At 61.5% G+C, this 17,545-nt stretch carries 15 protein-coding genes and 1 tRNA gene; 7 read left to right on the top strand and 9 right to left on the bottom strand.

Annotated elements, in window-relative coordinates:
* The first annotated feature begins 44 nt into the window (after nucleotides 1-44).
* On the top strand, nucleotides 45-974 hold the full coding sequence (locus ACIQTW_RS01035) for an aldo/keto reductase (RefSeq protein WP_402932760.1): 930 nt from the start codon (nucleotides 45-47) through the stop codon (nucleotides 972-974).
* On the opposite strand, the gene ACIQTW_RS01030 is transcribed toward ACIQTW_RS01035, so the two are convergent.
* The 3 genes from ACIQTW_RS01030 to ACIQTW_RS01020 all read right to left on the bottom strand — a co-directional run bounded on the left by ACIQTW_RS01030 (nucleotide 971) and on the right by ACIQTW_RS01020 (nucleotide 3,271).
* Nucleotides 971-2,041, bottom strand: coding sequence for a glycosyltransferase family 2 protein (locus tag ACIQTW_RS01030; protein ID WP_402932758.1), 1,071 nt, complete (start codon nucleotides 2,039-2,041; stop codon nucleotides 971-973). The two genes, ACIQTW_RS01035 and ACIQTW_RS01030, sit on opposite strands and share 4 nt — an antisense overlap.
* Nucleotides 2,038-2,703, bottom strand: a complete 666-nt coding sequence (locus ACIQTW_RS01025) for an acetyltransferase (RefSeq protein ID WP_402932756.1) — start codon at nucleotides 2,701-2,703, stop codon at nucleotides 2,038-2,040. Before ACIQTW_RS01025 ends, ACIQTW_RS01030 begins: the two co-directional genes overlap by 4 nt.
* Nucleotides 2,704-3,013: 310 nt before the next feature.
* Nucleotides 3,014-3,271, bottom strand: a complete 258-nt coding sequence (locus tag ACIQTW_RS01020) for a hypothetical protein (RefSeq protein WP_017200924.1) — start codon at nucleotides 3,269-3,271, stop codon at nucleotides 3,014-3,016.
* 39 nt (nucleotides 3,272-3,310) lie between these two features.
* On the opposite strand from ACIQTW_RS01020, the gene ACIQTW_RS01015 reads away from it, so the two are divergent.
* Complete coding sequence (locus tag ACIQTW_RS01015) at nucleotides 3,311-3,544, top strand: DUF5703 family protein (protein WP_017200923.1); 234 nt, start codon at nucleotides 3,311-3,313, stop codon at nucleotides 3,542-3,544.
* Nucleotides 3,545-3,570: 26 nt separating this feature from the next.
* Here ACIQTW_RS01015 and ACIQTW_RS01010 read toward each other — a convergent pair whose 3' ends face one another.
* On the bottom strand, nucleotides 3,571-4,737 hold the full coding sequence (locus tag ACIQTW_RS01010) for an acyl-CoA dehydrogenase family protein (RefSeq protein WP_402932752.1): 1,167 nt from the start codon (nucleotides 4,735-4,737) through the stop codon (nucleotides 3,571-3,573).
* A gap of 22 nt (nucleotides 4,738-4,759) precedes the next feature.
* Complete coding sequence (locus ACIQTW_RS01005; protein ID WP_402932749.1) at nucleotides 4,760-6,064, bottom strand: M20/M25/M40 family metallo-hydrolase; 1,305 nt, start codon at nucleotides 6,062-6,064, stop codon at nucleotides 4,760-4,762.
* 269 nt (nucleotides 6,065-6,333) lie between these two features.
* On the opposite strand from ACIQTW_RS01005, the gene ACIQTW_RS01000 reads away from it, so the two are divergent.
* Nucleotides 6,334-6,419, top strand: a tRNA-Leu gene (locus tag ACIQTW_RS01000).
* Nucleotides 6,420-6,586: 167 nt separating this feature from the next.
* Here ACIQTW_RS01000 and ACIQTW_RS00995 read toward each other — a convergent pair.
* Genes ACIQTW_RS00995 through ACIQTW_RS00985 form a run of 3 tightly spaced genes read right to left on the bottom strand, consistent with a single transcriptional unit; the run spans nucleotide 6,587 to nucleotide 10,213 of the window.
* The gene (locus ACIQTW_RS00995; RefSeq protein WP_402932747.1) at nucleotides 6,587-7,513 is read right to left on the bottom strand and encodes a MaoC/PaaZ C-terminal domain-containing protein; all 927 of its coding nucleotides are present in this window, start codon (nucleotides 7,511-7,513) and stop codon (nucleotides 6,587-6,589) included.
* The gene (locus tag ACIQTW_RS00990) at nucleotides 7,510-8,850 is read right to left on the bottom strand and encodes a 3-oxoacyl-ACP reductase (RefSeq protein ID WP_402932745.1); all 1,341 of its coding nucleotides are present in this window, start codon (nucleotides 8,848-8,850) and stop codon (nucleotides 7,510-7,512) included. The genes ACIQTW_RS00995 and ACIQTW_RS00990 overlap by 4 nt, the downstream gene beginning before the upstream one ends.
* A gap of 10 nt (nucleotides 8,851-8,860) precedes the next feature.
* Nucleotides 8,861-10,213 carry an acetyl-CoA C-acetyltransferase gene (locus ACIQTW_RS00985; RefSeq protein WP_402932743.1) on the bottom strand — a complete coding sequence of 451 codons (1,353 nt, stop codon included), beginning with the start codon at nucleotides 10,211-10,213 and terminating at the stop codon, nucleotides 8,861-8,863.
* Nucleotides 10,214-10,313: 100 nt separating this feature from the next.
* Between ACIQTW_RS00985 and ACIQTW_RS00980 the strand changes: the two genes are divergently transcribed.
* The gene (locus ACIQTW_RS00980; protein ID WP_402936155.1) at nucleotides 10,314-11,000 is read left to right on the top strand and encodes a TetR family transcriptional regulator; all 687 of its coding nucleotides are present in this window, start codon (nucleotides 10,314-10,316) and stop codon (nucleotides 10,998-11,000) included.
* A 46-nt stretch (nucleotides 11,001-11,046) separates the two neighbouring features.
* The gene (locus ACIQTW_RS00975) at nucleotides 11,047-13,146 is read left to right on the top strand and encodes an acyl-CoA dehydrogenase (RefSeq protein ID WP_402932741.1); all 2,100 of its coding nucleotides are present in this window, start codon (nucleotides 11,047-11,049) and stop codon (nucleotides 13,144-13,146) included.
* A gap of 120 nt (nucleotides 13,147-13,266) precedes the next feature.
* Here the strand turns inward: ACIQTW_RS00975 and glgA are convergent, their stop codons facing one another.
* Nucleotides 13,267-14,463, bottom strand: coding sequence for a glycogen synthase (gene glgA, locus ACIQTW_RS00970; RefSeq protein WP_402932739.1), 1,197 nt, complete (start codon nucleotides 14,461-14,463; stop codon nucleotides 13,267-13,269).
* Between the two features lie 93 nt (nucleotides 14,464-14,556).
* On the opposite strand from glgA, the gene glgC reads away from it, so the two are divergent.
* Both glgC and ACIQTW_RS00960 read left to right on the top strand, forming a co-directional pair.
* Nucleotides 14,557-15,969 carry a glucose-1-phosphate adenylyltransferase gene (glgC, locus tag ACIQTW_RS00965; protein WP_309074955.1) on the top strand — a complete coding sequence of 471 codons (1,413 nt, stop codon included), beginning with the start codon at nucleotides 14,557-14,559 and terminating at the stop codon, nucleotides 15,967-15,969.
* Nucleotides 15,970-16,042: 73 nt separating this feature from the next.
* Complete coding sequence (locus ACIQTW_RS00960; protein WP_402932737.1) at nucleotides 16,043-17,494, top strand: SDR family NAD(P)-dependent oxidoreductase; 1,452 nt, start codon at nucleotides 16,043-16,045, stop codon at nucleotides 17,492-17,494.
* The last annotated feature ends 51 nt before the right edge of the window (nucleotides 17,495-17,545 follow it).

Here is a 17,545-nt window from a genome sequence, read left to right as displayed (position 1 = left end):
ACCCTACGTCATGAAGTCCGCAAACTCCCCGTAAGCTAACTGCTATGCAGCAGCGTTATGTCGGAAACAGTGGGTTCCGCGTGTCCTCTTTATCCCTTGGCACCATGTCCTGGGCCCAGGAAACCGACGAGCAGGATGCGGCTGAACTGCTCCATGAATTCGTTGCCGCCGGCGGCACTGTTGTGGACACTGCAGCGTCCTATGCGCAAGGCCGGGCAGAAGCCATGCTGGGATCCATGCTGGGCGACGTCGTGGCCCGTTCCGAGATTGTGATTTCCACCAAAGCCGGCGTGTCGTCTTCGGACTCCAGGCGCAGCGTCAACGCTTCCCGGGGAGCGATGCTCTCCGCACTTGATGCCAGCCTCGCCAGGCTCGGCACCGACTACATCGACATATGGTTCGCCCACGATTGGGATCCGAACGTGCCCCTGGAGGAGACTCTTTCGGCTTTGGAAATTGCACAGCGGAGCGGACGTGCCCGCTACGTAGGGGTCTCCAATTACAACGGTTGGCAGACGGCCAAGGCAGCCGCCGTAGCCGGCTTCACGCTCGTGGCCAACCAGTCCGAATACTCCATGGTTCAGCGTAAAGCCGAGGAAGAACTCATCCCTGCGGTGGAAGACGCCGGACTGGGGCTCATGACGTGGGCGCCTTTGGGCCGCGGAGTGCTCAGCGGTAAATACCGTGGCCAGATTCCTGCCGATTCACGTGCAGCACAGAGCCGCTTGGCCGGTTACGTCGAGCCGTATCTCGAGTCGCGGCCGTCCCGTGTGGTGGAGGCCGTGGCAATGGCAGCCCGCGGATTGGGCCGGACACCAATGGACGTGTCCCTCAGTTGGCTGCTCTCCCGGCCGGGCGTGGCCACCGCAATTGTTGGTCCGAGGAACGCCGTTCAGCTCAAGGAGCTACTGGACGCTCAATTGACAGCGCTGCCGGCTGAGATTGCACGCGCTCTCGAGGACGTTTCAGCTTAGTTCACAGCCTCTGTGAACCTTCGCAGACGCAAGCGGGCAGCAGTCAGGCGCTGCCTGCCGGAGGCTGCTGCAGAATGGCTTACGATGGTGCGTTCGCGTCGAGAGGCACGCAATATGTCGGCCTGGAGCGCGTTTGCCTTGTGGATATTTCCAGGCACCGTATGAAGCGCCTCGATAAAGCGCCGGAGTTCGGTGGCTGCGTTCAAGCCTCCCTGCGAGATCTCATGGCGAGCCAGTCTCAAGGCTTCTTCGCTCAGAGCCTGCTCCGCCCGACGCAGATGCCTAAGGCGGACTTCAACCGGTATCGCCACGGCACTGCCCTCCAGCACGCGGAACGCGGCGAGCTGATCTTTTAGGTTCTCAGTCGGCTCAGAGCTCAGCAGCAAATGGTTCGCGTAGAGTTCGCCGTAGTGAGCTTGTAGGGGGCCCTTGATTTCTCCTACGTCCCAGGTCGCGGCCATTCGGAGCCAAAATTCCAAGGTCGCGCTGTTGGTCAGGGCTGAATTGAATGCTCCCGTATGAAGTACGGCTTCCATCCGCATCATCACTGCTGAAGAAGGAATGATGGAACGCCCCCTGGCACAGGCCAGGCGGAGCCAAACAGTCCCGGCCCACACCGACCACCTTGCTCGTGGACGGGAGCCGTGAGATGTTTGCGGGCCTGTGAAGTGGCCAAAGCGTCCGTGGACCATCCCTACCCTTGGGTTCGACTCCATCAACCTTGCTGCACGCGCCAAGGACCCGAGTGCCAGGCACTCCCCCGGCGCCACAATCGTCACATAGCGGCCAGTGGCTCTGGACAGTCCGTCGTTCCAGGTCGCGATGCGCCCCCAATGAACAGTATGGAAAACCGCTGTGATGCGTTCATCGCCGGCTACCAGGCAGGACACCAGCCGATCCGTACCGTCGGTCGAGGCGTCGTCAACAAGGATGACGTCAACGTCCACCCCCTCCTGGGACAGTGCGCTGGCAACTGTGTCCTCCAGGCGGTGGCCGTCATTGAAGGCCGAAACCACCACAGTCACCTTGATCGGGGTTTCCAGAGGAGGGGGATGCATCGTGGTCATTGCATATCCTCCAGCTCTAGGTTTGTTGAGCTTCTTTGAATAACGCGGGCCGGAACACCCGCCCAGCTCTCGCCCGCCGGAACGTCATTCAGCACGGCCGCACCCATTCCGATCGTTGCACCAGCCCCAACAGTCCTGTGTTCGCGGATGCTGGCGTTCATGCCCAAGTGCGCGCCCCGGCCAATCGAGACGTTTCCGCCCAGGGAAACACCAGCGGAGAAGGTGGCGAAGTCGGCCACCACGTCGTCATGGGTGAACGTAACCCCGGGCATGGCAACTACGTGCTGACCCAAGGACACAGAAGCTGTCATAGTAACGTTGGCGAGGAGGACGCTCCCCACTCCGATGTGACATCCATCCGGGCGGTGCACGGACGGGTCGATGGCTGTGGCGTACCGGTCCTCGTCCAAGCCCAGGTTGCGCAGCCTCATCACAACGTTTTCGCGCGCTCTCCCAGAGCTAATACAGACAAGAAGTTTGGCGTGCGGAAACTCCAAGGCGTCGCGTATCGGTCCAAGGACATGCGCCCCATCCACCACGCGGCCATTCCTGTCTTCGTCATCATCGAGGATCCCTATGACGTCATACAGTCCAAAGCTCCGGACCATGGCAAGCACCTCACGTGCCAGCCCTCCGGCCGCAATCACCAGAAGTTCGCTCATCGGGACGCTCCCACGGCGGAAGAAGCCCCAAGAGTGTTTCCGGACCTGGTGAAGGGGGAACCCTGCAGTGGCCCGGACAGTGTGTTAGCCATGTGTGCCTTCTTCGAGGACCAGTCCTTGCGTTCCCCCAATCCAATCGGGTGCCCGGCTGTGGCGCACCAGTAGTCAGTACTCAGATTTCTGCGGGGCAACCTCTGAGGCCTACGTGCGGGTACCTAGCAGACCCGACCGCGACTACGTGTTTTCTGCCTCAGCGACCCGGGAAGGCACAAAAAACCGGCCACCCCAAGGTGGCCGGTCTTCCGGGCAGTTAGTCCTCTACGATCTCCATGTCTTCGTCCAGGACTTCCTCGTCTTCTTCATCTTCGTCGTCAAAGACTTGGAGCGGAGTAACTTCGGAGTAAGCCTCGTACAACGCATCTTCATAAACTTCGAAGGCATCGGCGACGGCGAAAAAAGCAGCTTCGACGTTGGGGTCACCTTCGCCCCGGCGCGCTGATGCGGCAGCCAGATGTTCTTCCAAGGCGGCGGTCAGTGATTGAAGCGCGACACGCGGATCGATGCTCATGACTTCACGTTAGCCGGAAAAGGACGAAAATGGAGAGGGATGAGAGAACAATTTCCGGGCAGCTCCGTTGAGCGCCAACGAGACTACGCACGTCAGTACGAATACCTCGTACTGACGGTGGGACCTGACGACTCACTGCCTGAAGCCCGACGCAGACTCGCCGAGCATTCCGAATACGGCAAGTGGGAACTCGAGCGCAGCGTGCTCTACCTCGGAGGCGGGCGCCGCTTCTGGTTGCGCCGCAAAGTCTATTCCGTGCAGCGAACCGTCTGAACACAGCGGCTTAACCCATCCAGGTGCTACCGCTGGTCCTCCAACGGACCCAACCATGCATTCGCCACAGTGTTATGGGCGGATTCATCGTTGGAAGGATGGAAGATGCCTGCCAGCACATCCCTGTAGAGCCGCTCCATCTCAGACCCACGGAAGTAGCTGGATCCTCCTGTAACGCGAATCGCCAAGTCCACTACATGGCGGGCGTTCTCCGTAGCCCGGGATTTCAGCCCCACAAGTTTGGGGAACCACTGGGCTTCGTGGTCCACCAGGTTGTCCACATCGCGGGCAAGGGAAGAAATTTGAGGTGCAATTCCGTCCATGGCCAAGGCAGCGTCCGCAACCTTCCAACGGATATCCGGGTCTTGGGCGTAGCTCCGTCCACCGTGTTTGGCTGAAACCCGACGCTTGACATTCGCCACGCCAAGGGTGAATGCGCGCTCGGCGACCCCCGTGTAGACAGCGGCGAGCAACGTCTCGAAGCACGCGAAGATCGCGAAGATCAACAGGTCCTTGTTGGGTCCCACGGGGAGCTTGCGGAAGATCCGTTCCGGTGGAATCACGGCTCCGTGCAGGAGCGTGGTGTTGGACGCGCTGGCGCGCATGCCCAGGGTGTCCCAGTCGCTCAGGGTTTCGTGGCCCGATTCATCGCGACGGAGAAAGCCAAAGACCAGCTCGCCCTCACCATCCCTGGCGTCGGCATCCTTGCCGAATGTTCCCAGCCGGGTCCAGCCGCGGGAGAGGCTGGTAAAGATTTTCCGACCAGTGAACCTGTAGCTCCCGTCTGGCAGCGGCTCGGCAACCGTGCCCGAATCGAACAACATGGAATCATTGCCGGCCTCGGAAATGCCGAAGGCAAAGACCTCCCCCTGTCCCGCCTCTTTCAACACAAAATCCAGGGAACTGTCCCCTCGGGCCGTCAAGACCTGCGCGACGCCGGTCCAGACCAAGTGCATGTTCACCGCCAGCGCTGTGGCCGGGGCGGCCGTGGCGAGACGCTGCTGCAACGCAGCCACCGATTCGAGCCCGAGCCCGAAACCGCCGTCGGCCTCCGGGACGAACAGCTTCAGGTAACCGGCGGCTGCCAGCTCCTCCAGGTCCTCGTGGAAGAACTGGTTGTTCTGGTCGTAGCCTGCGGCGCGGCCACGGAGCCGCTCAAGGAGTTCGTCGGGAAGGATTTCTTCGGGAGTCATGGCGGTCCTTCTTGCGCTGGCTTTAGTAGTTGCTGAGCAGGGTGTTCAGGACCCGGGCGCCGAACTGGAGGGACTCGGCCGGCACGCGCTCGTCAACGCCGTGGAACATCCCTGTGAAATCGAGTTCGTCGGGCAGCATCAGGGGAGCGAAGCCGTATCCGGTGATGCCGATCTTGCTCAGCGACTTATTGTCCGTGCCCCCGGAGAGCGTATACGGGAGGACCTTAGCGCCCGGGTCCTCGGAGTGCAGGGCATCGATCATGGAGTCCACCAGGTTCCCTGCAAAGGGCACCTCCAAGGAAACATCCTTGTTCACGTAGCTGATCTCGATGCCGTCTCCGGCGAGTTCCTTGATGGTCTCGAACACCAGTTCCTGCTGCCCCGGCAACGTGCGGCAGTCAACGAACGCCTCAGCCGACTCGGGAATGACGTTGTGCTTGTAGCCGGAGCGCAGGAACGTGGGATTGGATGTGTTCTGAAGGGTGGCACCGACGAACCGGGCCACAGTACCAAGTTCCTTGAGGAGGATGTCCGGGTTGTCGGCGTCGAACTCGACGCCGGTGAGTTCGGTGACGCCGTCCAGGAACTGTCGCGTGGTTGGCGTCAATTCCACGGGCCACTTGTGTTCGCCGATCCTGGCCACTGCGGCGGCAAGTCGGGTGACGGCGTTGTCAGTGTTGATCTGGGAGCCATGGCCGGCCCGGCCGTGCGCTACCAGCCGCAACCAGGACAACCCCTTCTCGGCAGTCTGCAGGAGGTAGGTACGTTGTCCGCCAATAGTGGCGGAGAATCCGCCGACTTCCGAGATCGCCTCGGTGGCGCCGTCGAAAAGTTCGCGTCGGTGCTCGACGGCGTACCTGGCACCGTAGGTGCCGCCGGCCTCTTCATCTGCGAAGAAAGCGAAGATGATGTCGCGTTTGGGCTTTCGTCCCGTCCTTGCAAAGTTACGCATGACTGAAAGGATCATGGCGTCCATGTCCTTCATGTCCACGGCGCCGCGACCCCAGACCAAGCCGTCTTTGAGTTCCCCGCTGAACGGATCAACACTCCATTGGTCCTTGAGGGCAGGGACAACGTCCAAGTGCCCATGTACTACCAAGGCGTCCGCCGAGGGGTCCTCGCCGGTCATGCGGGTCACCACGTTGGCGCGGCCAGGGGCGGACTCGAAGATCTCGGCTTCGAGTCCGACTTCGGTGATCAGCCCGGCCGTGTACTCGGCTGCCGCGCGCTCCCCCGGACCCGAGTCGTCTCCAAAGTTGGAGGAGTCGATGCGGATGAGCTCCTGGCAGATCCGGACAACTTCGTCTTCGGGACGGATGACAGACATGGAAACTCTCCTTGCGTAGCTGGGCTGCAGGTTCCGGTGACGCGCGCTGTGTTTTTTCCAACGTTTCCGTCCCGTGTCCCTTCAGCCTACCCATCAGTGGCGGGAGGCGTCCGGAATGTGTATCTGCGCACGCGCCCGGGGCGGGATCGGATAGTGCCCGGACCAGGGTCGATTTTTCAGCAACCTGAAACCGTGTTAGAGTTTTTCTCGCTGCTTCGGAGGAAAGTGAAGCACCGCAAGGTGCAAAATGGACCATCTGAACACCACCTGCGCGGGTGGCGGAATGGCAGACGCGCTAGCTTGAGGTGCTAGTCCTCGAAAGGGGGTGGGGGTTCAAGTCCCCCTCCGCGCACCATCGCAAGGCCTGAAATCCACGGATTTCGGGCCTTGTTTTGTTTATCCTGATCTGCTTTGGCAAGAACAGCATGCGAGCTTCGTCACAACTGTTTCCTTACTTGTCTTTAACGAAGAAATGGCGGCAGTCACCTGGTGGTGGCCGCCGCCATTTGTCGTTGAGGCACCCTATGCCAAAGAAACAACACTTCCTGCAAAGTGCCGCCTACCGCTGCGTGGATTCCATGCCACGTAGTCCGAGCGTTCCCACGTGCCCGCCTCCGCCTGGACAGTAGCGATGTCCAAGGCAACACGTGCTGGAAGGAACACAGGGGCTTCGAAGGTGACATCCCAGGCGAACGAGTCCGACTTGACCGCTCCCACGTCCGCCAGCGCCCGGGAGGCCAAGTACATGCCGTGGGCAATGGATCCCCGAAGCCCCAAGGCCTTGGCCGACAGGACGCTCAAATGAATCGGATTGAAATCACCGGAAACCGCTGCGTAGCTTCGGCCGGTGTCCAGATTCAGCTGCCAGAGTGCGGTGGGATTGGGTGGGACAAAGTCGCCCGCCCCGGTGGCGCCGTTCGAACTGCCTGGCTTGTCGATGCCCGGCAGGAAGACCCCTTTGGCCAAGTAGGTGGACACGCCGCGCCAAAGTAGGTCACCACTGGAAGCGGAACGGACCTCGGCTACTACATCCAGTTGGGTTCCGGCCCTGTGGCCGGCAAGATTCTCAGCCCACGAGCGGATGTCCAGTTCCTCGGAGAACTGGATGGGTACCAGTTGTTCGATACGGTTCTTCAGATGAATCATGCCAAGGAGCGGCAGCGGAAAGTCTTCACGGTTCATGACGCTCATGGATACGGGAAAAGCCAAAGCATGAACGTAGCCGGCAGGGAGGGTGTCGCTGGCGGTCTCACCCACCAAATGTTGGTAGGCGGTCAGATTTTCGACGTCGGCCCGCACCCCCCTGACCTCGTGGCTGACCGCAGGAAGCCGCTTCTTCCCGGAGGATGCTCCCAAAACCCGACGGCGGGCTGCGGCGGTAGCGGCGTTGACATACAACTTGGAGAGCGACGGAAGCTCGCCAAGGACAACCGGCTGGGGATGGTTCATGCTCCCACCAGTTGTTGCCCGCACACGCGCAGTACCTCACCGGAGATTCCACCGGCAGCATCGCTGGAAAGGAACGCGATGGCCTCTGCCACATCCTGGGGCTGGCCGCCCTGCTTGAGGGAGTTGAGCCTGCGAGCCGCCTCGCGGATTGCGAAGGGCATCTTGGCCGTCATCTCAGTTTCGATGAAACCGGGAGCTACCGCGTTAATGGTCCCGCCGAAAGGTTCCATCAGGGCAGCTGTGGATCTCACCATACCTATGACGCCACCCTTGGATGCGCCGTAGTTGGTCTGGCCCCTGTTTCCGGCAATGCCACTTGTGGATGCGACCGACACAATGCGCGGCGATTCCTTGAAATGCTCGGAAGCCAGAAGAGCCTCGTTGATTCTCAGTTGGGCCGCGATGTTGACAGCTATGACTGATTGCCAGCGGCCCTCATCCATGTTGGCTAAGAGCCGGTCGCGGGTGATCCCGGCATTGTGCACCACGATGTCGAGACGGCCATGGCGTTCCACGGCGTGTTCAATGATGCGGTGGCCAGCGTCGTCCCGGCTGATATCAAGCTGCAGGGCAGTCCCGCGTACCTCGTTGGCCACAGCTGCCAGGTGGTCCCCTGCAGCCGGGATGTCCACGGCCACGATCTTGGCCCCGTCGCGGTGCAGGGTACGGGCGATGGCTGCACCGATCCCCCGCGCTGCGCCCGTAACAACTGCTACTTTGCCGGCGAGGGGCTTGTCGGCGTCGTTCGGCAAGCTGCCTGACGTTGAGCGGACGGTCAGGAACTGTCCATCCACATAAGCAGAGCGGCCCGAGAGGAAGAACCTCAGGGCCCCCAGAGCCGACGGGCTGGTGGTCGCGAGCTGGTCGTCCAGGAGAATGCCGTTGGCCGTCGCTCCCGCGCGGAGTTCCTTGGCAAGCGACCGCAGGAATCCGTCAATGCCTTGCCGCGCAGCAGCAGACGCAGGAGTCCGGGCAGACTGCGAAGTCCGCGACATGCTGATAACACGGCCGTTGGGCGAGAGGTCCCGCAGGGATGCGCCAGCGGTGAGGACTGATTTTCCCAGGTCCCCGGGGTGCTGGACTGCATCAAGTACCAGGATGATTGCCCCAAGTTTCTCCTTGGGCAGCGCGTTGCGGCGGACGTCCAAACCCCAACCAAGCAGGGTGGTGGCAATGTCATCTGCCCCTGCACTGTCACCACTGACCAACACCGGACCCGTGATGAGCGGCGCGCCGGTTTGGTGGCGTCGGAGCACTACGGGCTGTGGCAGGCCCAGCTTCCTGGCTACGTCCTTCCCCAGTCCCTGACTTACCAGTTGTGTGTACTTGTCTGTCATCGCACTCCCCCTATGCTGCTTCGAGAATGGCAACAACGCCCTGGCCGCCGGCGGCGCACACGGAAATCAGGCCCCGCGCAGGGCGGCCATTAACGGTGCCCTTCTCATGCAGCATCTTCGCAAGTGAAGCTACGATCCTGCCACCCGTGGCCGCAAACGGGTGGCCTGCAGCCAACGACGAACCGTTGACGTTGAGCTTGGCCCGGTCCACCTTTCCCAGTGCGCCGTCGAGTCCCAATCGCGTCCGGCCGAACTCCTCGTCTTCCCACGCGGCCAAGGTACTGAGGACGGTTCCGGCGAAGGCTTCATGAATTTCGAAGAAGTCGATGTCTTCGAAAGTGAGGCCGTGCCGAGCCAGCAAGCGGGGAACCGCGAAGACCGGCGCCATGAGGAGGCCGTCTTTGCCGTGAACGAAGTCGACGGCGGCCGCTTCACCGTCCAGGACTGTGGCGAGTTTCGGCAGGCCGTGCGAGTCTGCCCATTCCTCGGTGGCTAGGAGGACGGTTGATGCACCGTCTGTCAGGGGTGTGGAGTTGCCCGCGGTCATGGTTGCTTCGGAGCCAAGGTTCTTGCCGAAGACGGGCTTGAGGGTGGCGAGCTTCTCCAGTGTGGTGTCCGCGCGCAGGTTGGAGTCCCTGGTAAGCCCGCGGTACGGGGTGATCAGGTCATCGAAGAAGCCCCGCTCGTAAGCGGCAGCCAGGTTGCGGTGGCTGTTAAAGGCAAGCTCGTCCTGCGCTTCCCGGGAGATTTTCCACTGAGCAGTAGTGAGGGCCTGGTGTTCGCCCATGGACAGCCCCGTGCGGGGCTCCCCGGTGTTGGGGGCATCGGGTGCCAGATCCTTGGGTCGGATCCGGCCGATGATCTTCAGCTTCTGCACGGTGGTCTTTGCCCTGTTCAGGTCAAGCAGTATCTCTCGAAGTCCCTCACTGACGGCGATGGGGGCATCCGATGCCGAGTCCACGCCACCGGCGATCCCCGAGTCAATTTGGCCCAACTTGATCTTGTTGGACAACCCAAGAACAGTCTCCAGTCCCGTTGCGCAGGCTTGTTGGAGGTCGTAAGCGGGGGTTTCGGGCGACAAGGCAGAGCCGAGTACTGCTTCCCGGGTGAGGTTGAAGTCCCTCGAGTGCTTAAGCACTGCCCCGGCCGCCACCTCTCCGATGCGTTCGTCCTGGAGTCCGAACCTTGCCACCAGCCCCTCCAAGGCCGCCGTCAGCATGTCCTGGTTGGAGGACTTTACGTAGGCGCCGCCGGTTCGTGCGAACGGGATGCGGTTGCCGCCCACGATGAGCGCCGCGCGTGTTGATTGCGGGCCAGAGGTCGGTTCCAGGGGCCCGTCCGTAGTCACGTCTGCTGTAGCCATGCTTGTCTCCTTCGATCAACGCCAGTTACTGATACCCAGCGTACCTGATACGCTGGGTATCGTGAACAGTCGCGATGAAGAATCCGCCAGCGCCGCAGGCATGGCGGGGGTTGCCGTTGATGTCCCTGCATCCTCGGAAGAAGAAGCTTTGGTAGATGGACGTGCGGCCCGGTGGCAGTCCCATCGTGAGGAGCGTCGCCGCGAACTCATCAAAGCCGCCCGAAAAGCTGTTCACAGGCTCGGAAGCGACGCCTCCATGGAGGACATAGCCGGCTCCGCGGGTACATCCAAGTCGGTCTTCTACCGGTACTTCGGGGACAAGGCAGGTCTTCAGCAGGCAATGGGTGAAGTGGTGCTGGCGCAGATGCAACGCCGCATGCAGGAGGCCGCACAATTGGCGCAAACCCCGCGGGAGGGACTCTTTGCCATGGTTTCCGCCTATCTGCAGATGGCCGAATCCAGCCCCAACGTCTACGCGTTCATTACCCGGCTCACCCCCGGGGAGGCCTCGGCTCAGGACGCTATCGCGGCCTCGGGCGCATTGGGCAACTTCTTCGAACAAATTACGGACATGATTGCGACTCCCATGCGGGAGCACCTGGGCGAAGAGAAAGAAGCGGTCATCGTTTACTGGCCCACGGCCGCTATCGGACTCGTAAGGAACGCCGGAGAAATGTGGCTGGGAAGTCCTGCCGGCAGCACCAAGCCAGATCAGGCAACCATGGCCGCGCAGATTACGGATTGGCTGTGCCTCGGGATCGCCCCGGAGCTCAAAAGCAGCACGTGACACCAGTAATGACTCATCAGTTGTCGGAACCAAAGAAGGAAGCAACATGACTGAAGTAGTGGATCGGGCCTCATCCGCCCAACAACCCTCCGGCCGCGAAGAGGCTGCCACCGGCGGAGACCCGGTGGTCGACGTCGCTGCCCTCGGGGAGCAGCTCCTTGGCAAATGGGCTCACATCCGCCACGAAGCCCGCAAGGTGGCAGGCAACCCAGTGGTGCAAAAAATCGAGGGCCTGCACCACACCGAGCATCGTGCCCGGGTGTTTGAACAGTTGAAGTTCCTGGTGGACAACAACACCGTCCACCGCGCCTTCCCCACCCGGCTGGGCGGCTCCGATGATCACGGCGGCAACATTGCAGGCTTCGAAGAGATCGTTACAGCCGACCCTTCCCTTCAGATCAAGGCCGGCGTCCAGTGGGGCCTCTTCGGCTCCGCTGTCATGCACCTCGGCACGGCGGAACATCAGGACAAGTGGCTTCCCGGCATCATGAGCCTCGAGATTCCCGGCTGCTTTGCCATGACCGAGACGGGCCACGGCTCCGACGTCGCCAGCATTGCCACCACGGCGACCTACGATCAAACCAGCCAGGAATTCGTCATTACCACCCCCTTCCGGGCGGCGTGGAAGGACTACATCGGCAATGCGGCCAACGACGGCCTCGCTGCTGTGGTGTTTGCCCAATTGATCACCAAGAACGTGAATCATGGTGTCCACGCCTTTTATGTGGAACTCCGTGATCCCGCCACCAAGGAGTTCCTACCGGGAATCGGCGGTGAAGATGACGGCATCAAGGGCGGCCTGAACGGCATTGACAACGGCCGGCTGCACTTCACGAACGTACGTATCCCCCGGACCAACCTCCTGAACCGTTACGGCGACGTCGCTGAGGACGGCACGTACTCCTCCACCATTGAGAGCCCGGGGCGCCGCTTCTTTACCATGCTCGGCACGCTGGTCCAGGGCCGCGTTTCCCTCGATGGGGCCGCTGTTGCTGCCAGCAAGCTGGCCCTCAAGACAGCTATTCAGTACGCCACCGAGCGCCGGCAGTTCAATGCTTCGTCCAGCACCGATGAAGAGGTCCTGCTGGACTATCAGCGGCACCAGCGCCGGTTGTTCACCCGCTTGGCCACCACCTACGCGGCCAGCTTCGCCCACGAACAGCTCCTGCAGAAATTCGACGACGTCTTCTCCGGCGCACACGATACAGATGCCGACCGACAGGACCTGGAAACGCTGGCGGCCGCGCTCAAGCCCCTTAGCACCTGGCATGCCTTGGACACTTTGCAGGAGTGCCGCGAAGCCTGTGGCGGAGCCGGCTTCCTGATCGAGAACCGCTTTGCCTCCTTGCGTGCGGACCTCGACGTGTATGTCACGTTTGAAGGTGATAACACCGTGCTGCTGCAGCTGGTAGCCAAGCGGCTCCTGGCTGACTACGCCAAGGAATTCCGGAGCGCCGACTTTGGTGTTCTTGCCCGTTATGTAGTTGATCAGGCCGCCGGTGTGGCTCTGCACCGGACGGGCCTCCGGCAGGTTGCCCAGTTCGTGGCTGATACCGGCTCAGTCCAGAAGGCGGCTTTGGCGTTGCGCGACGAGGAAGGCCAGCGCACGCTCTTGGCTGACCGCGTTCAGTCAATGGTCGCCGACGTCGGTGCTGCACTGAAGGGAGCCAACAAACTTCCACAGCACCAGGCCGCAGCCCTGTTCAACCAGCACCAACACGAACTCATTGAAGCCGCCCAGGCGCATGCGGAACTTCTTCAGTGGGAGGCCTTCACCGAGGCCCTCACCCATGTATCGGATGAGGGAACCAAACGCGTCTTGACCTGGCTGCGCGACCTGTTCGGATTGTCCCTGATCGAGAAGCACCTCTCCTGGTACCTGATGAACGGAAGGCTTTCGATGCAGCGTGGCCGGACCGTTGGCACCTACATCAACCGACTCCTGGTCAAGATCCGTCCACACGCCGTAGACCTCGTGGACGCCTTCGGCTACGGCCCGGAGCACCTTCGCGCCTCCATCGCAACCGGCGCAGAAGCTACCCGTCAGGATGCTGCCCGCAAACATTTCCGCGAACAGCGGGCCAGCGGCAGTGCACCGGCGGATGAGAAAACGCTCCTGGCGCTGAAGGCATCCAAGGCCCGTTAGCAGGAGTTCGCTGCCACGCGGTGAACAATTGCGGAACTCTTGAAAACCTCGACGGCGCCGTCCCCACCAAAGGGGGGCGGCGCCGTCGTGATTTGGCCTTTCTACCGGGAGGCTAGGGATTTAGCGCAGGACTGAGCGGTAGACCTCAAGCGTTGTCTCAGTGATGGACTCCCAGGAGAAGTGCTCCTCCGCCCGGCGTCGTCCGGCAATACCCATCTCACGGGCCCGCGCAGGATCCGCCACAACTTCGTTCAGCGCCGCAGCGAAGTCGCTGACGAACTTCTCGGGATCCAATGGCGTCCCGGTCCCGTCAGTGACCTGCTCCAGTTGGACGAGGAGCCCGGTTTCGCCATGCTGGACCACTTCCGGAATGCCGCCTGTGGCACTTGCCACCACTGCTGCACCGCATGCCATGGCTTCGAGGTTCACGATGCCCAGGGGCTCGTAAATCGAGGGGCACGCGAACGCGGTGGCATGGCTGAGGACCTGGATAAGCTCCTTCCGGGGCAGCATCCGCTCGATGAGGATGACACCCTCCCGCTTGGCCTGCAGTTCTTCAATAAGGCGTGCAGTTTCAGCGGCAAGTTCGGGGGTGTCCGCAGCCCCGAGGCACAGCACCAACTGGACACCTTCCGGCAGGCTTGACGCAGCACGGAGCAGATACGGCACCCCCTTCTGGCGGGTGTTGCGGCCCACGAAGACCACGCTGGGCTTGGCGGGATCGATACCAAGCGCACGGATCGCGTCATCCTCTTCATCGCGCTCCCACAGGGAGACATCGATGCCGTTGTGGACAACGCGGACCTTGTCGGGATCCACGTTGGGGTAGCTGCGGAGGATATCCTGACGCATGCCATCGGAAACGGCGATGATTGCGGCGGCTGCCTCATACGCTGTTTTCTCCACCCAGGAGGACAGCGCATAGCCGCCTCCAAGCTGCTCAGCTTTCCAAGGGCGCAGGGGCTCCAGGCTGTGAGCGCTGAGCACGTGCGGTATGCCGTGCAGCAGCGAGGCGAGATGGCCGGCCATGTTGGCGTACCAGGTGTGCGAGTGGACGAGGTCCGCTCCCGCAATGTCCGGAACTATCCTCAGGTCCACGCCGAGGGTTTGGATGGCGGCGTTGGCATCGCCGAGGTCTTCGGGCGTGGCGTAGGACGCCACGGAAGCCCCATGATAGTCGGCATCACGGGGCGCACCGAACGCCCGGACGTGAAGGTCGACGTGCTTTGCCAGCACCCGGCTGAGCTCGGCAACGTGGACACCGGCACCGCCATAAATTTCCGGAGGGAATTCTTTAGTCACAATGTCTATTCGCACGCTAACCAACGTAGTCGTTCCGGCGTATGTGTTCTAGTGTGAAAGAGTCCGGAAAATCGGACTTTTGGGGGATACGAAGACGTACGGGGAGCTGTGACCATGGCGTTGAAGAAAGTTCTGGCAATCGTATTGGCAGGCGGAGAAGGCAACCGACTCATGCCGCTGACGGCGGATCGGGCCAAGCCCGCTGTTCCGTTCGCAGGCGGCTACAGGCTAATTGACTTTGCACTATCCAATCTCGTTAATTCGGGATATTTGAAAATCGTCGTGCTGACGCAGTATAAATCGCACAGCCTTGACCGGCACATCTCGGAAACCTGGCGTATGTCCACGCAACTGGGCCGCTACGTAGCTTCTGTTCCGGCGCAGCAGCGCGTGGGCAAGAGCTGGTTCCTGGGTAGTGCAAACGCAATCTATCAATCGCTGAACCTCATCCATGACGACGCCCCGGACATCGTGGTAGTGGTCGGCGCTGATCACGTGTACCGCATGGACTTCTCCCAAATGGTGGAGCAGCACATTGCCAGCGGGGCCAAAGCGACAGTTGCTGCAGTGCGGCAGCCACTGAACATGGCCAACCAGTTCGGTGTCATTGAGGTGGACCAGAACGATCCCCAAAAGATTGCGGCCTTCGTGGAAAAGCCGGCCAGCACCCCCGGACTGGCAGCCGACCCCACGCAGTTCCTCGCGTCCATGGGCAACTATGTCTTCAATGCAGACGCCCTCGTGGAAGCCTTGCATGTGGACGCAGAAAGACTGGATACCAAGCACGATATGGGCGGGGACATCATTCCCTACTTCGTGGACCAAGGCGAAGCCGGCGTGTACGACTTCACGCTCAACGACATCCCGGGTGCCACCGAACGGGACCGGACCTACTGGCGCGATGTCGGTACCATCGACTCGTTCTACGACGCACATATGGACCTCATCTCCCCTGTGCCGATCTTCAACCTCTACAACTCCGAGTGGCCTATCTACACGCGCCAGAGCATCTCGCCCCCGGCAAAATTTGTCCGTGGCGAGAACAACACAGTGGGAACGGCCCTCGATTCCATTGTTGCCAGCGGAGTGGTGGTTTCCGGTGGCATCGTTGAAGGTTCCGTGCTCTCCAACGACGCCTATGTGGCGGCAGGCAGCCGTGTTCAGGACTCTGTTTTGATGGACAAGGTCCGAGTCGGCGAAGGTGCCGTGATCAAGCGCGCAATCCTGGACAAGAACGTCAAGGTCCCCGCTGGCGCGGCCATCGGTTTGGACCCGGCCTTGGATAAGGCACGAGGCTATAAGGTCACTGAGTCGGGCATTACCGTGCTTGCGAAGGGCCAGGTTGTACCAGAGCCCGGCGAGGCAGAGCTGGCGCTTTCGGCGCAGCATCGCCGTGGGCTGCCGGAAGCTGTCAAGGCGGCCACCCACGATGATCCCGACATCCGTGACTCCGCCGAAAAGGTAGCGGCGGGCATCCAGTCACGCGTAGCCGATGCCGCAGCCCAGGGTGCCTCACATTAGCCCGAACGTACCCGGCTGACGTTGGCAGAACCCGAGGCAGGCCTCAGGCTCCCAAGGCTGTAAAATCAGGTCAATGAGCTCCACCGATCTGACGCCTGAAGAGATCCAGGCCTGCCTCAAGGTTCTGACCACGATCCACGTCTACGACGAAGAGCATCCGGACTACGTTGCTGTCCGCCGTGCCACCGGCAAGATGTTCAAAGCCGTCAAACGCCACCGCCGTGTCACCAAACGTGACTCCATTGCCGAGGCTGACCGCGCTGTCCTCGCTCTGACGGCTACCGCCGCGCCGGATCGCATTGACGACGAAACCCGCGGCAACAAGCTGGCGCCTTCAGCCACCGGCGAGATCGCCGGGCACCTCATTCGCTCGCGTCCTTGCTACATCTGTAAGAAGCACTACACGCAGGTTGACGCCTTCTACCACCAGCTCTGCCCTGAATGCGCGGCCTTCAGCCACAGCAAGCGCGATGCCCGCACGGATCTCACGGGACGGCGGGCACTGCTGACCGGCGGACGCGCCAAGATCGGCATGTACATCGCGTTACGTTTGCTCAGGGACGGCGCCCACACCACCATCACTACCCGTTTCCCCAAGGACGCCGCGCGACGTTTTGCAGCCATGGAAGACAGCGGAGAGTGGCTCCACCGGCTCAGGATCGTTGGCATAGACCTCCGTGACCCGGCACAGGTCATGGCGTTGACCGACTCGCTCAACGAGGCGGGCCCGTTGGACATCATCATTAACAACGCAGCCCAGACCGTGCGGCGCTCCGGCAATGCATACAAGCCTTTGGTTGACGCAGAGGACGAGCCGCTGCCAGCGGCCCTTGAGGCTGCCAACGGAGGTCCCGAGCTGGTGACCTTCGGTCATGCGCATGACAAGCACCCGCTTGCCCTGGCCAGCAGCGTCACCGAACACCCTGTCTTGGCAGGGGACGCGATCACCTCGCTGGCGCTCTCCACCGGATCGGCATCCTTGGAGCGAATTGAGTCAGGGACAGCGATCGATGCGGGCGGCTTGGTTCCGGATCTCGCGTCCATCAACAGTTGGACCCAGGTGGTCGACGAGGTGGATCCCTTGGAGATGCTCGAGGTCCAGCTGTGCAACGTTACGGCACCCTTCCTGCTGGTAAGCCGCCTTCGCGATGCCATGAAGCGATCCACAGCCCACAGGAAGTACATCGTCAACGTCTCAGCCATGGAAGGGCAGTTCTCCCGTGCCTACAAGGGCCCCGGGCACCCTCACACGAACATGGCCAAGGCCGCGTTGAACATGATGACCCGGACCAGCGCCCAGGAAATGCTGGATTCCGATGGCATTCTCATGACCGCAGTGGACACTGGGTGGATCACCGACGAACGTCCGCACTACACCAAAGTCCGGCTCATGGAAGAAGGATTCCACGCTCCGTTGGACCTGGTGGACGGCGCTGCGCGTGTCTACGACCCCATTGTGATGGGCGAAAAGGGCGAGGACCAGTATGGAGTCTTCCTCAAGGACTACAAGCCCTCCCCTTGGTAGAAAGCCTGAGTACAGATAAGGCCCTTAAGATCGACTCTTAAGGGCCTTATC

Source organism: Paenarthrobacter sp. NPDC090517 (assembly GCF_044769165.1).
In the GTDB taxonomy this organism is placed as follows: Bacteria; Actinomycetota; Actinomycetes; order Actinomycetales; family Micrococcaceae; genus Arthrobacter.
This window is presented reverse-complemented; position numbering and strand designations above follow the sequence as displayed.